General features: G+C 74.5%; 11 protein-coding genes and 1 pseudogene. 1 reads left to right on the forward strand and 11 read right to left on the reverse strand.

What is annotated here, in order from left to right; genetic code table 11:
• Positions 1–154 precede the first annotated feature (154 nt).
• Complete coding sequence (locus RM590_RS13365; RefSeq protein ID WP_311704730.1) at positions 155–1,342, reverse strand: aminotransferase-like domain-containing protein; 1,188 nt, start codon at positions 1,340–1,342, stop codon at positions 155–157.
• Between the two features lie 155 nt (positions 1,343–1,497).
• On the opposite strand from RM590_RS13365, the gene RM590_RS13370 reads away from it, so the two are divergent.
• The gene (locus RM590_RS13370) at positions 1,498–2,325 is read left to right on the forward strand and encodes a class I SAM-dependent methyltransferase (protein ID WP_311704731.1); all 828 of its coding nucleotides are present in this window, start codon (positions 1,498–1,500) and stop codon (positions 2,323–2,325) included.
• A gap of 19 nt (positions 2,326–2,344) precedes the next feature.
• Here RM590_RS13370 and RM590_RS13375 read toward each other — a convergent pair whose 3' ends face one another.
• The 10 genes and pseudogenes from RM590_RS13375 to RM590_RS13420 form a co-directional block, all read right to left on the reverse strand.
• Positions 2,345–4,006: an ABC transporter ATP-binding protein gene (locus RM590_RS13375; protein ID WP_311704732.1), complete on the reverse strand. Its 1,662-nt coding sequence runs from the start codon at positions 4,004–4,006 to the stop codon at positions 2,345–2,347.
• Positions 4,003–5,772, reverse strand: a complete 1,770-nt coding sequence (locus RM590_RS13380; protein ID WP_311704733.1) for an ABC transporter ATP-binding protein/permease — start codon at positions 5,770–5,772, stop codon at positions 4,003–4,005. The genes RM590_RS13375 and RM590_RS13380 overlap by 4 nt, the downstream gene beginning before the upstream one ends.
• A gap of 8 nt (positions 5,773–5,780) precedes the next feature.
• Positions 5,781–6,824, reverse strand: coding sequence for an ABC transporter substrate-binding protein (locus tag RM590_RS13385; RefSeq protein ID WP_311704734.1), 1,044 nt, complete (start codon positions 6,822–6,824; stop codon positions 5,781–5,783).
• A 7-nt stretch (positions 6,825–6,831) separates the two neighbouring features.
• The gene (locus RM590_RS13390) at positions 6,832–7,641 is read right to left on the reverse strand and encodes an ABC transporter ATP-binding protein (protein WP_311704735.1); all 810 of its coding nucleotides are present in this window, start codon (positions 7,639–7,641) and stop codon (positions 6,832–6,834) included.
• On the reverse strand, positions 7,638–8,708 hold the full coding sequence (locus RM590_RS13395; RefSeq protein ID WP_311704736.1) for a FecCD family ABC transporter permease: 1,071 nt from the start codon (positions 8,706–8,708) through the stop codon (positions 7,638–7,640). The genes RM590_RS13390 and RM590_RS13395 overlap by 4 nt, the downstream gene beginning before the upstream one ends.
• Before the next feature lie 144 nt (positions 8,709–8,852).
• Positions 8,853–9,944, reverse strand: a complete 1,092-nt coding sequence (locus RM590_RS13400; protein ID WP_311704737.1) for a hypothetical protein — start codon at positions 9,942–9,944, stop codon at positions 8,853–8,855.
• Positions 9,945–10,100: 156 nt separating this feature from the next.
• A pseudogene (locus RM590_RS13405) lies at positions 10,101–10,331 on the reverse strand (MarR family transcriptional regulator); the annotation flags it as partial.
• A gap of 43 nt (positions 10,332–10,374) precedes the next feature.
• Complete coding sequence (locus tag RM590_RS13410) at positions 10,375–11,106, reverse strand: alpha/beta hydrolase (RefSeq protein WP_311704738.1); 732 nt, start codon at positions 11,104–11,106, stop codon at positions 10,375–10,377.
• 100 nt (positions 11,107–11,206) lie between these two features.
• Positions 11,207–12,550 (reverse strand): MFS transporter, encoded by a 1,344-nt coding sequence (locus tag RM590_RS13415; protein ID WP_311704739.1) that lies wholly within the window; start codon positions 12,548–12,550, stop codon positions 11,207–11,209.
• Positions 12,551–12,557: 7 nt separating this feature from the next.
• On the reverse strand, positions 12,558–13,169 hold the full coding sequence (locus RM590_RS13420; protein ID WP_311704740.1) for an NADPH-dependent FMN reductase: 612 nt from the start codon (positions 13,167–13,169) through the stop codon (positions 12,558–12,560).
• Positions 13,170–13,183 lie beyond the last annotated feature (14 nt).

Raw genomic sequence — 13,183 nt, forward strand, 5'->3', positions numbered from 1 at the left:
TCATCGGCTCGGCCGTCCGCCGCGCCGGGCCCTGCCCCGCTGACCGTCACCGGGTCCACGGCCGACCTCGTGCGCTGGCTGACGGGCCGGGGCGTCCGCGCTGCCGCGCTGGTTCTGAAACGGTCGCGCCCGCCCGGATGCTGGGGCGGCTCGGTCAGCCGAACGCCTTGGCGAGCCGCCGCAGACCCTCGCCGATCTCCTCCGGGGTGTGGGTGGTGAACGACATCCGCAGTGCCGTCGGGTCCGCCGGGCCCGCGAAGAACGGCGCGCCGGGAACGTAGGCCACGTCGTGGGCGATGGCCGTCCGCAGCAGCGCCGTCGCGTCATGGCCGTCCGGCAGCCGGACCCAGAGGAACATGCCGCCGTCCGGGCGGTTCCAGGTGCTGCCGTGGGGGAGTGCCGAGGGGAGCCCGTCGAGCAGGGCGTCCCGGCGGGCGCGGTAGGCGGCGCGGACGCGCGCGAGATGCGCGTCCAGGTCCGCGTCCGCGAGGTACCGGGCCGCGGCGGCCTGGTCGACGGTGGAGGAGTGCAGGTCGGCGGCCTGCTTGGCGATCACGCAGGCGCGGCGCAGCGCGGCGGGGGCGCGCAGCCAGCCGAGCCGCATGCCGGGCGCCATGATCTTGGAGAAGCTGCCGAGCAGGACCGTGCGGTCGGCGGCCCCGTCGAACGAGGCGATCCACGGCACGGGTTCGCCGCCGAACCGCAGTTCGCCGTACGGGTCGTCCTCGACGATCCACAGGCCGTGCCGTCGCGCGACATCGGCGACGGCCCGCCGGCGCTCGGCCGGGAGCGTGCGGCCGGTCGGGTTCTGGAAGGTGGGGATGAGATAGAGCAGCTTGGGCCGCTCGCGGACCACGAGATCGGCCAGCGCGGCCGGATCGACCCCGTGCTCGTCGGAGGGCACCGGCACGACCCGCGCGCCCGCGAAGCCGAAGCACTGCAACGCCGCCAGGTAGGTGGGGTCCTCGACGAGGACGGTGTCCCCGGGCTCCAGCAGCGCCGTCGCGAGGAGGGCCAGCGCCTGCTGCGAACCGGCGGTGACCAGCAGGTCGTCCGGTCGCGTCGGCAGCCCCCGGACCCCGAGCCGGGCCGCGACGGCCGCCCGCAGCTCCGGATCCCCCTCGGTCGTCGAGTACTGCAGAACGCGCCGCGGGGCCTCGGCCAGCACGCGGTCATAGGCGGCCCGGATGGCGCCGGCGTCGAAGAGCTCGGGCGCGGGGAGCCCGCCCGCGAAGGAGATCACCTCGGGCCGCGCGGTGAGCGCGAGAATCTCGCGCACCGGCGACGCGCCGACCGAAGCGGCGCGGGAGGCAAGGGCGGGAACGTCGGCTCGGCTCGTCATGCCGGGAGCCTACGAACAATCGGTGCATTGTCCAGATACTTTCCGGCATGTGGTCAGTCCCCGACGGGAGCGCTTCGGATAGGCTCGGAGCTGAAAATGATTGCCGTTTCTGTGAGTTGGCCAGCCGCGGCCGGCGACATGTGAGGGAGAGCATCATGAGCCCAGTCCCCACCCGTCTGGGAACCGTGCAGGAGACGCTGCTGATACCCCTCTACGGGCGGGCCGTAGAGAACGACAAGCCCGCCGCCGCCCTGCGGGACTCCCGTGCGACGGAGATCGTCGCGGAATTGGACTACGACTTCTCGCGGTTCGCCGAGCTGCCCAGTCTCACGGGTACCGTCCTGCGCACCGTCCTCTTCGACGCCTGGACGCGGAGCTTCCTCGATGAGCATCCCGCCGGGACCGTGGTGGAGCTGGGCGTGGGGCTCAACACGCGCTACGAACGCCTCGACAACGGGCAGGCGCAGTGGTTCGACCTCGATCTGCCCGATGTCATCGAGCTGCGCCGTGCCTTCTTCGCCGACACGCCGCGCCGGCACATGATCGCCGCGTCCGTCACCGACGACCGCTGGCCCGACGCGGTGGGCGGCCTCGCGGACGGTCCCTGCCTGGTCAACGCCGAGGCTGTGCTGCCCTTCCTGACCGAGGCCGAGGTCCGCGGTGTGGTGGACATGATCGCGCGGCGGTTCCCCGGCGCGCTGCTCGCCCTCGACACCGCCGGTCCCGCGATCGTCGGGGCCCAGGAGGACCACGACGCGCTCAGCAAGGTGGCGGCCCGGATGCGGTGGGGCTGCCCGGACGTCGCCGTCCTGACCGAGTGGTGCCCCGGCGCCCGGGTGCTCGGCTCCCACCTCCTGACCAGCCTGCCGCCGGCCATCCACGACGCGCTGCCCGAGCCGCACCGGCAGATGCTCGCGGGTCTGGCGGAGCAGCACCTGCCGCAAGTGGAGGAATACGGACTGCACTTGATCCGGCTTCCCTGAGCGGAGCGGAGAGCGCCGGTCAGGACGGCGGCCACTCCCGGACCTCGTCGACCGTTCCCCCGCCGAGGAGCAGCACGCGGTCACACGCGCCGATGGTCGCGGCCCGGTGGGTCACCACCAGCGTGGCCCGGTGGGCGGCGCCCTCGCGCAGCACCGCGCTCAGCGTCTCCTCCGAGGCGGCGTCGAGCTGCGCCATGGCCTCGTCCAGGATGAGCACCGGGGCGTCGGTGAGCAGGACCCGGGCCAGCGCGATCCGTGCGCGCTGCCCGCCGGACAGGGCCCGTCCGCCCTCGCCGACGGGCGTGTCCAGCCCGTCGGCGAAGCCGCTGTCCGGGGCGAGGACACCGGCGCGCGCGGCGGCGGACCGGACGCGTTCCGGGGTGGCGGCCGGTGCCGCCAGCGCGATGTTCTCGCCCACCGTGCCCGTGAACAGGTGGATGCGCTGCGGCACCGCCGCCACCGTGGCGCGCAGGTCGGCGTCGCTCATGTCGCGCAGGTCGGTGTCCCCCACGCGGATCGCGCCCTCGTCGGGGTCCCACAGCCGCAGCGCGAGGCCGACACAGGTGGACTTGCCGCAGCCGGAGGGGCCGACGAGCGCGACGGTCTCGCCGACGCGCACGGTGAAGCTCGTGCCGTCCAGCACGGCCGGTCCGTCCGGGGTGTACCGGAAGCCGACCCCGTCGAAGGTGAGGGCGCCGTGCGCGGGCCCGGCGGAGGACGCCGGTTCGGCGACGGACGGCGGTGTGGCGAGAACGGCGCCGACGCGGTCGGCCGCGGCGCGCAGAGTGCCCAGGTTCCGCAGCAGGGCGGAGATCTGGCCGATGGGCCCCAGCGCGACGGTGGCCAGGGTGAACGCCACCGGCGCGAGCGTCACATCGATGCCGGAGGCCCGCCCGGCGACCAGGGCCAGGGCGGCCGTGCCGGCCGCGGCCACGGCAAGGTCGGACAGCGCCGCCTCGGCGCCGTTCAGGCGCGCGATGCGCCACTGGGCCCGGGCCAGGGTCCGCGTGGAGTCCGCCAGGGCGCGCCGGCGGCGGTCCAGGGCGCCGGCCGCGGCGAGTTCGCGCATGCCCTGCACGGTGTCCACGATGTCGGCCTGCAACGCGGCGCCCGCGGCGGTCAGTTCGGCTCCGCCCCGCGCGGTGGCGGGCCCGAAGAGCCAGGGCAGCGCGACGATCACCAGCAGGCAGGGCAGCCAGGCCAGCACGAGCCAGGGCGAGATGGCCAGCGACAGCGCGGTGGTCACGGCGAGCATCGCCCCCGACACCAGCAACTGCGCGGCGGTGTGGGCGAAGAGCCACTCCAGCGTCTCCACGTCGGACAGCGCCACCGCCCCCAGGTCGCCGCTGCGCCGGGGCGCGTGACGGGCCGGCAGGGAGCGGCGCAGCGCGGTGAAGACGCGGCCCCGCAGATCCGCCAGCACCCGGTAGGCCAGGTCGTGCGAGACGTACGACTCACGCCATGTCGTCAGCGCGCACAGCACCGCCGTCAGGGCCACCGCGCCGGCCAGGACGGTCAGCGCCGGCCACGTGGCGCCGTCCAGCGCCCGCGAGAGCAGTACCGCGCCCGACAAACCCAGTGCCAGGAGGCCGAGTTGCAGCACCAGGTTGGTCAGCAGAGTCCACACGAACACCGCCCGGTGTCCGGCGATGTGGCGGGACACCGCGCGCAGGCCCGTCATGCCGGCACCTCCCGGTCCCGTTCCGCCGGGCCCTGCCGCTGGGCGAGCATCCGGTAGGTGCCGTCCCGGCGGCGCATCAACTCCTCGTGCGTGCCGGTCTCCCGCACCCGCCCGTTCACCACGACGGCGATCAGATCCGCGTCCCGGACGGCGCTCAGCCGGTGGGCGACGACCAGCCGGGTGCGTCCGGCCAGTTCGGTCGCCAGGGCCCGGCCCACGGCCCGTTCGGTGGGCACGTCGAGGTGGGAGGTCGCCTCGTCCAGGACGAGGACCGGGGCCCTGGTGAGGAACGCTCGGGCCAGCGCGAGCCGTTGGGCCTGGCCGCCGGACAGGGAACTCCCGCGTTCGCCGATCACCGTGTCGTAACCCTGGGGCAGCGCGCGGATGAAGGAGTCGGCCTGCGCCAGCCGCGCCGCGTGGGCGACTTCCTCGTCGTCCGCGTTGGGCCGGGCCAGGCGGATGTTGTCCGCGACGCTCGCGTGGAAGAGGTAGGGGTCCTGGTGCACCACCGCGACCGTCGCGCGCAGCGCGTCGAGCCGGTAGTCCGGCAGGGGTCGGCCGGCCAGCAGCACGCGGCCCCCGCCGGGATCGTCGTGGCGTTGCAGCAGGTGCACCAGACTGCTCTTGCCCGACCCCGAGGGTCCGACGATGCCCACCAGGCTCCCGGGCGGGCACACCAGCGAGACCGACTCAAGTGCGCGTGGTTTCCGGGGCGTTCGCCGCTGGTCGGTGCCGGTCACCGGATAGGCGTAGGTCACGCTCTCGAAGCGGACCTCGGGCGGTCCCTCGGGCGCGCCGGCGTGGCCGGTGTCCCGCACCCGGACGGGAGCCGTCAGCAGCTCCTCCATGCCGTCCGCGGCGGTCAGGCCGAGATAGCCGGCGTGCCACGCGGAGGCGAGGTCGTTGACCGGCCGGAAGCACTCCCGCGCGCAGACCAGGAAGACGAACGCGTCGGCCGGCCCGACGGTCCCCCTGGTCGCGGCGGCCGCGACCACGACGACCGTGGCGGCGGTGCCCCCGTGAATGGCCAGGGCGCTCACCCCGTTCTCCACCAGCGATGCCCGCAACTGGGCCATGGTGGACCGGTACAGGCGCCGCGCCCGGCCGGCCAGGCGCTCGTCGACGTGCCCGCCCACACCGTGGATCCGCAGGGTGGGCACGGCCTGCACCGCCTCCAGGTAGTCGGCGCCGAGCCGGGTGAAGCCCGCCCACCGGGAACGGCCGCGCCGCAGCAGCGTGGCGTCCCAGAAGCGGGGGACGATCACGGCGGTCGCCACGGCGCAGCCGAGCACCCAGGCCGCCGGCGCCCAGACGGTGAACAGCCAGCCGACGACGCAGGCCGGGACGACCAGGGTCACCAGCAACTGCGGCAGATAGCGCGCGTAGTAGGCGTCCAGCCCCTCCACGCCCGCGACCAGCGTCGCCTGGATCTGCCCGGCGCGGGCGCCCGCGGCGTAGGAGGGGCCCAGCTCACCCAGCTTCGCCACCAGCCGGTCCCGCAGCCGGACCCGGATGGTGATCCCGCACCGGGCCCGGGTGACCTCCGCCAGCCAGACCAGGGCGGAGCGCAGCACCGTGAACGACGACGCCCAGACCAGCGCGCCGGCGGCCGCGCGCGCGTCCCCCGCGAACAGGTGGGTCAGCGCGCGCGCCGTCGCGTACGCCTGGAGCAGGGCGGCCACGGACAGGGACGCTGAGACCGCCGCGCACAGCAACACGGGAAGGGCGACGGCACCGGCGAGCCGGAGCAACCGGCCGTGAATCACGGATCACCTCAGAACGCGTCGGGGTACAGCCCCCGGGCGACCTGTTCGACGGCGGCGACGTTGCCCAGGGTGCCGGGGAAGACGTCGGAGGTGGAGATGGCGATCAGCCGGTCCTCGCGCACGGCCGCCAGATCGGGGAAGGTGCGTTCCAGGTAGCTGCGCGTCGCCTGCTCGTGCTCCTCGTCGTGCACCGTGAACACCAGCGCCTGCGGGTCGCGTTCGGCGATCGCCTCCGGGTTGATCTGCGCGGCGAAGAACTCGGAGAACTCGCTGTCGTCCGGGCTGAACACGTTGTCCCCGCCGGCCCGGCGGATGATGTCGTACTCCAGCCCGGCGCCGATGGCCGACAGAGTCTCCCCCTCCAGGTACACCTGCGCGACCGTCAGCGCCTCCCGGCCCTCGATGCGGTTCGTCACGTCGTCCAGCGACGCCTGCGCCTCGGTGGCCAGTTCCGCAGCGGTCTCCTCCGCGCCCAGGGCCGCCCCGAGGGCCGTCAGGTCGGTGAAGAGGTCGTCCACCGTCCCGGTCATGCGCCGCTCCGGGCAGCCGCCGGCGGCGATGTACACGGCCGCCCCGGCGTCGCGAAGCTGCTCCTCGCTGGCGAAGCCCTGCTCCGCGGTGAACTCGTAGGCAGTGGGCGCGAAGACGAAGTCCGGTTCCACGTTGAGCAGCGCCTCGCGCGCGGGCGGGCCGTCCTCGCTGAGCACGGGTATCGCCTCGGCCTCCGCGCGCAGCTCCTCGGGGAGCGGGGCCGTGTTCGTCTGCGCCTGCCCGACGACGCGGTCGGCGAGCCCCAGGCGCAGCAGCAGCTCGGTCTGGGAGGGGCTCAGCCCCACGATGGCCTGCGGCGGCTCCGGGATGGTGACGTCCTTCCCGCAGTTCGACACGCTCGTCGCCGAGGCGCCGGTCCCCTCCGGCTCCTCGGGCTCGGTGACGCCCGAGCCGCAGGCGGCGGAGGCCAGCAGGGCGAGGCAGCCGAGGCCGAGGAGCACCGGGCGGCGGGTGAACGGGCGGCGGGCGGGCCGCCCGGCCCGGTGGGGCGATGAGGTCATGTGCGTGTCACTCCTTGGCCGCGCGGTCCGACGACCGGCGGGTTTCCGCTGGGGGGTTGGGGGAGAAGGCGATCAGGGGCTTGCCCGTGCCGGGATGCGCGAGCAGGTGGGCGCGGACGCCGAAGACGTCGCGGAGCAGCTCCGGGGTGAGCACGTGCGTCGGCTCCCCCTGGGCGACGATCCGCCCCCGGTGCAGGACGGCGATCTCGTCACAGTGCGCCGCCGCCAGGTTCAGGTCGTGGAGCGCGGCGAGCGTGGTCAGGCCGAGGCCGCCGACGATGCGCATCAGCTCGAGCTGGAACGCGATGTCCAGGTGGTTCGTCGGCTCGTCCAGCACCAGGACCTGGCTCTCCTGCACCAGGGCGCGGGCCAGGAGGACGCGTTGCTTCTCGCCGCCGGAGAGTCCGGTGAACGCCCGGTGCGCCAAGTGGGCGGCGTCGACCCGGGTCAGGGCGCGCTCCACGAGGTCCAGGTCGCGCCGCCCGTGTCCGCCGAAGCCACCGTGGTGCGGGAGCCGGCCGAGCAGCGCGACATCGAGCACGGTGAGGTCGAAGTCGCTGTCGGTCTCCTGGGTCATCACCGCGATGTGCCGGGCCGCGCGCCGGGGATTGAGCTGCCAGACGTCCTGCCCGTCGACGCGAACGGTGCCGGCGGTGGGCCGCAGCACGCGGTAGAGACTGCGCAGGAGCGTGGACTTGCCGCTGCCGTTGGGGCCCACCAGGCCGAGGAACCGGCCCGGCGGCACGGTGAGCGTGGCGTCGTGGACGATCTCGGTGCCGCCGAGCCCGAGATGGACGTGGTCGAAGTCGACTCTCATCGGTTCATCCCCGCCCGCCCCGCGTGGCCCCGCCGGATCAGCCAGAGGAAGAACGGCGCCCCGACCACCGCGGTGACGATGCCCAGCGGTATCTCGGTGGGGGCGGCGACCGTCCGGGCCAGCAGGTCGCACACCATGAGGAACACGGCGCCGCCGAGCACGGCGATGGGCAGCATCCGGCGGTGGTCGGCGCCGACCAGGATGCGGGCCGTGTGCGGAACGATCAGCCCGACGAAGCCGATGCCCCCGCTGACCGAGACGACCGCTCCGGTGAGCAGGGCCGCGGCGAGCATGAGCTGGGTGCGGAACCGGCCGACGTTGACGCCCAGGGCCGTGGCGCTCTCGTCACCCACCAGCAGCGCGTTGAGCGCGCGGGCGCGCCCGAGGGCCAGGACGCAGACCGCGGCCAGCGCGACGGCCGGAACGATCAGGTCGTCCATGGCCGCCGCCGAGACGCTGCCCAGCAGGAAGAAGAGCACGCTGAAGACGTTCTGCGCCTCGGTGGTGAGGGTCAGATAGCTCGTCACGGCGCTGAGCAGCGAGCCGAGCGCCACCCCCGCCAGGATCATCCGGGTCGGTGCCAGCACGCCGTTCAGGCGGGCCAGCAGGTAGACCGCGACGGTGGCCGCCAGGGCGCCGACGAACGCGGCGGTGCTCAGCGCCACCCCGGCCAGGGCCGTGGACCCCAGGGTGATGACGGACACCGCGCCGACTCCGGCCCCCGCGGAGACGCCGAGGATGTAGGGCTCGGCCAGCGGGTTGCGCACCACGGCCTGCATGAGCGCGCCGGCCAGGGCCAGGCCCGCACCGGCCAGCCCGGCGAGCAGAGTCCGGGGGAGCCGGAACTGCCACACCGCCTGATCCTGGAGCCGGGTGATCGACCCGTCGCTCATCCAGGGCAGGCCGGGCACCAGATGTCCGGCGACGATGCGCGCGGACTCGGGCAGCGAGACGTCGGTCGGGCCGATCGCCCCCGACAGCACGACGATGCCCAACGCGGTGACGAGCAGGGCCACTTGGGCGGCGACCAGAGTCCCGTGGGACTTCCGGACAGGGGGTGGCGACACGGACAACGTCTTCTTCCTTCTCCGCCGCCGAAGGGGAATGGAGGGCCGGCGATCTCGTGCGGCCACGAGGGCGGACGGGGAAGAGAATGACAAAGGTTCGTGCGAAATGACAACCGTTTTCGGAAGTGGCGATGATCACCTTGCTCAGCCGGGGGCCGCCCGGGCGATCCGGGGCCGGTGCCGCCCGGCGGGGCGCCGCTCGGCGAACGACGCCAGATGAACGGAGAGTACCCACAGCACGCCCAGGTCGAAGGCGAGCTCGGTGACGGCCGCGAACTGATTCACCGTGAACTTGAAGACCTGCCCGACCAGGACATCGGTGAGCAGCGCCATCCGGAACAGCCGGAACGCGGCCGCCTGGTCGCGGCGCAGCCGGGCCAGCCCGGCCACGGCGAGGGCGGTGGAGACCGCGGCGCTGAGCAGGATCCCTACGCTGGCGCCCACTTGGGGGTCGTCGGCCAGCTCGCCGGTGGCGAAGTCCACCGGGATCCAGACTGTGAGCATCAGCGCTTCGGTGAGCACGCACAGGCAGGCTAGGGCCACCGCCACACGCGTGCGCGCCAGCCGCCGCAGCGCGCGCACGCCGCCGGTCGCCCAGGACCGTCGGCGCCCCGCCGGGGCGCGTTCCGGCACGGTGGCGAGCAGGTGGACCAGGGCCCGGTCGACGTCGCGCGCCGAGTCCCCGACCAGCCGGAGGGCCGTCTGCCGCTGTTCCGCGGTGAGTCCCGACGTGACGGCGGTCAGGGCGAGGTCCGCGGCGTTCGCGGTGCGCTGCTCCGCGGTGAGGCGCGCGGGTTCGGCCGTGCGCCGGCGCGTCAGGCGGGTCAGCAGGAGAAGCGCGGCGAACGTCGCGTAGATGATCCCGGCCGCCGGCCGGTAGAAGTAGCCCGGCTCATCCGTGACCTGCTTGCCGACCTCGTCGATGAAGAGCCCGAAGCCGACGCCGCCCACCAGGGCGCCGAGGCACCGGGCCGCGCGTCCGATGAAGCAGAGCGTGAGGAGGATCGCCGCCATCATCAGCAGCCCGCCCCACAGCATGTGGGCGATGTGCAGACTGCCGCCGCCCCCGCTCAGCTTGGGGTATCCGGCCTGGGCCAGGAAGGCGCGGGTGATCAGCACCGTGGCGATCCCGGACAGCACGAACAGGTACATGGCGGAGGCGGCGCCGGTGGCCCGCGGCAGCACGTGGGAACGGCCGGTGCCGGACTCCTGGACCGCGCGCCCCCATTCGGCCATGGCTTCCTCCCCCTGTCCCGGACGACTCGTGAACACCTCTTCAACATCGCCCAGGCCGGGGCCACTTCGCGATCCGGGGACACCCCGATCCGTCCCTCACCCGCCCCCTAGGGTCTCCGTTGAGGTCTCCGGCGGAGGCGAACGGCGAACGCGTACTCAGTCGGGCTTCGGCCGGGACCGCAGACGGCGCATCCGGACGTGGCCGAGGTCGTCCCCCACGGCGGTGACGCGGGCGATCCGGTCCGGCACCCAGGTCACCAGCACCCGGCGGCGGTCGCTCGGGGCGGGCGCGCGAACCACGTAGCCCTCCCGTTCGAGCCGGTCCACCAGTCGGGTGGCCGACCCGGTGGTCTGGCCGGCACTTCTGGCCGCCGTCCCCGCGCGTCGGTGACCTCCTGGCGCGGCTCAACCGGCCGGACCCGTCGTGCCGTCAGCGCCAGCCGTGCGACCGGAACCACGCGGCGCACCAGTCGGTCCAGCGGGACAGCTCCGGGTCCTCCGTGGCGAGGCCGACGCCGTGCCGGCCGTGCGGGAGGACGTGCAGTTCCACCGGTACGCCGGCCTCGGTGAGCGCGCCGGCGTAGCGCAGCGCGTGCGAGACGTCCACCGCCCCGTCATCGGCGGTGTGCCACAGGAAGACCGGCGGTGCGCCTTGGCCCACGGCCAACTCCCGGGACGCGGCGCGGCGTTCGGCCGTCGTCGACTCGGGGCCCAGCAGCGCGGCGAGCGAGTCCAGGTGCGGCAGGTGGCTGAAGGAGATGACCGGGTAGCAGAGCACGGCCAGCGCGGGCCGGTCACCCGTCGCCACGCCGGGGGCGCTGGCCAGCGAGGCGGCCAGGTGGCCGCCGGCCGAGAAGCCGAGCACCGCCACCCGGTCCGGGTCGACGCCCAGGCCCGGCGCGTCCGCGCGTATCGCGCGCAGCGCGGCGACCGCGTCCTCCAGCGCCGCCGGATGCCGGTGCGGCGCTATGGGGTAGCGCAGGACGAACGCGGCCAGGCCGAGCCCGTTCAGCCAGTGGGCGACGGGCTCGGCCTCGTGGTCGGCGTGGTGGAGATAGGCGCCGCCCGGCAGCACCAGAACGGCCGGCACGCGCTCCCCGTTCCGGGCGGGCACGGGGAAGGCGGTGAGGCGCCCGTTCGGGCCGGGCGTGGTTGCGGTCATGCGTGTCCTCGACTCGTCGGTGGCTCCGGGGACCGCGCGGGGGCGCGGACGCCTCGTAGCCTAAACGCCGCACGTCCCGCGGCCGGCCGCGGCGGGGGCGTCAGACGCGCGGGGGCCGCGGGGTGGCGATCCTTCCGTACGTCGTCACCGCGTCCTCCGACTCGCGGACCCGGCCGATCTCCCGCAGCGGCAGGGCCAGCGTCGCGCCCGCCCACACCGCGCCGCCCAGTGCCAGGACCGCGGCCAGACCCACCCGGCTGCCCCACAGCGCCGTGCCCACCGTCGCCAGCCCGCCGCCCAGCAGCCCGGTGAGCGGGATGACCGACCACGTCACGGTCCGCACGGTCGCGGAGACCCGGCCGAGGACATCGGTGTCGGTCATGTACTGGCGGAGAGTGACGGTGTTGACGTTCCACACCGAGATGAAGAACCCCGACGCGAAGGTGATGGCCATCATGACCGGGATCGCCGGGCCGATCAGCGCCAGCGGTGTGAGCAGCCACGGCACGCCCTTGCAGAACCCGGCCACCAGCAGCGTGTGGCCGATCCCCAGGCGCCGGGCCAGCGCCCGGCAGAACATCGCGCCGGCCAGCGCCGCCACGCTCCCGGCGGTCGTCATCAGCCCGACCGTCACCGGCGGCAGGCCGAGCCCCCGGTAGGCGAACAGCAGGAACATCTCCAGCGCCAGCCCCCGGCCGACGTTGGCCAGCGCCGTCGCCGTGGTCAGGCGGCGCAGCAGCGGATGCCGCCAGACCAGGACGAGCCCCTCCCGCACCTCGGGCAGCAGGCTGCGGCGCCGCTTGGCCGGCGGCTCCTCCCGGCCGCGGATGCGGGTCAGGCTCACGATCGACACCAGGTACGAGGCCGCGTCGACGACCAGGGTGTAGGCCGCCCCGATCGCCCCGATCAGCAGACCCGCCAGCGAGGGGCCCGCCACCTGCGCCGTGGAGGTGCTGACCTCCAGCAGCGCGTTGCCGGCCGCGAGGTCATCGGCGGGCACCACGCTCGGCAGATACGCCTGGTACGCAGCGTCGAAGAAACACGTGGCCGCGCCCGAGACCAGGCTCACCCCGAACAGCAGCGGCACGCTCAGCGCGTCACTCGCGGCGGCCAGCGGCACCGTGCCGACCGCCACCAGCCGCACGGCGTTCGCCCCGATCAGCACCCGCCGGCGGGAGAGCCGGTCCACCCAGGCCCCGGCGAACAGGCCGATCACCGGGTAGGAGATGAAGCCGGTCACCGAGAGCAGGCCGAACGTCCACGGGGAGACGTGCAGCGAGACCAGGGCCACGGTGGGCAACGCGAACCGGGTGATCTGGTCGCCCAGGGCGCTCACCGACTGGCCGGCCCAGAAGCGCCGGAAATCCGGGTTGCGCCTGATCAGCCACGCCCGCGTCGTCCGGCCCGCCGATTCCTCCGGCGCGCCGTCGCCGGCCACCGTCACCGAACGCTCACGGGTGCGCCCCGGCCCGCGCCGTCGTCTCGCGGCAGGCGGCCAGCAGCGGGGTCACCGCGGCGGCGATGCGGCGCCGCGCGTCCCCGTCGCTGAACTCGCCCGTGGCGTCCAGCCGTTGAGCCGCGCGGTCCAGGGCGACGACCCGGCCGGTGACCCGGGCACCGCAGCGGATCAGGACCTCCCGCAGCCGCACCTGGGCGTCCGCGCCGCCCCGGGCGCCGGGCGAGGCACTCAGCGTCCCCACCGACAGGCCCAGCAGCGGCCCGCCCTCCGGTCCGCTGGAGAGCCAGTCGAGCGCGTTCAGCAGGAAGCCCGGCGGGTTGCCGTTGTACTCGGGGGTCGCGATGAGCAGCCCGTCCGCGTGCCGCAGCGCGGAGGTGACCTCGGCGAATCCCGCGCCGTCCGCGCCCCGGTCCGCGTTGTAGAACGGCAGCGGGTCGACGCGCAGCCAGTCGGCGGCGGCCACCTGCCCGGAGGCACCCAGGAGTTCGGCCGCGGCGCGCAGCGCCGCCGTGTTGAGGGAGCCGGAGCGCAGGCTCCCGGAGAGCAGCAGCACCCGCAGCCCGCCCGTGGCCGTGGGCTTCCGGGTTGACACCTCGTCAGACATGGCGCCACCTCCCC

Source organism: Streptomyces litchfieldiae (assembly GCF_031845365.1).
Classification (GTDB): domain Bacteria; phylum Actinomycetota; class Actinomycetes; order Streptomycetales; family Streptomycetaceae; genus Streptomyces; species Streptomyces litchfieldiae.

What these genes read in the sequence shown, in the direction of transcription:
- RM590_RS13365 (WP_311704730.1), bottom strand. Translation starts at nt 1,342, where the DNA reads ATGACGAGCCGAGCCGACGTTCCCGCCCTTGCCTCCCGCGCCGCTTCG.
- RM590_RS13370 (WP_311704731.1), top strand. Translation starts at nt 1,498, where the DNA reads ATGAGCCCAGTCCCCACCCGTCTGGGAACCGTGCAGGAGACGCTGCTG.
- RM590_RS13375 (WP_311704732.1), bottom strand. Translation starts at nt 4,006, where the DNA reads ATGACGGGCCTGCGCGCGGTGTCCCGCCACATCGCCGGACACCGGGCG.
- RM590_RS13385 (WP_311704734.1), bottom strand. Translation starts at nt 6,824, where the DNA reads ATGACCTCATCGCCCCACCGGGCCGGGCGGCCCGCCCGCCGCCCGTTC.
- RM590_RS13390 (WP_311704735.1), bottom strand. Translation starts at nt 7,641, where the DNA reads ATGAGAGTCGACTTCGACCACGTCCATCTCGGGCTCGGCGGCACCGAG.
- RM590_RS13400 (WP_311704737.1), bottom strand. Translation starts at nt 9,944, where the DNA reads ATGGCCGAATGGGGGCGCGCGGTCCAGGAGTCCGGCACCGGCCGTTCC.
- RM590_RS13410 (WP_311704738.1), bottom strand. Translation starts at nt 11,106, where the DNA reads ATGACCGCAACCACGCCCGGCCCGAACGGGCGCCTCACCGCCTTCCCC.
- RM590_RS13420 (WP_311704740.1), bottom strand. Translation starts at nt 13,169, where the DNA reads ATGTCTGACGAGGTGTCAACCCGGAAGCCCACGGCCACGGGCGGGCTG.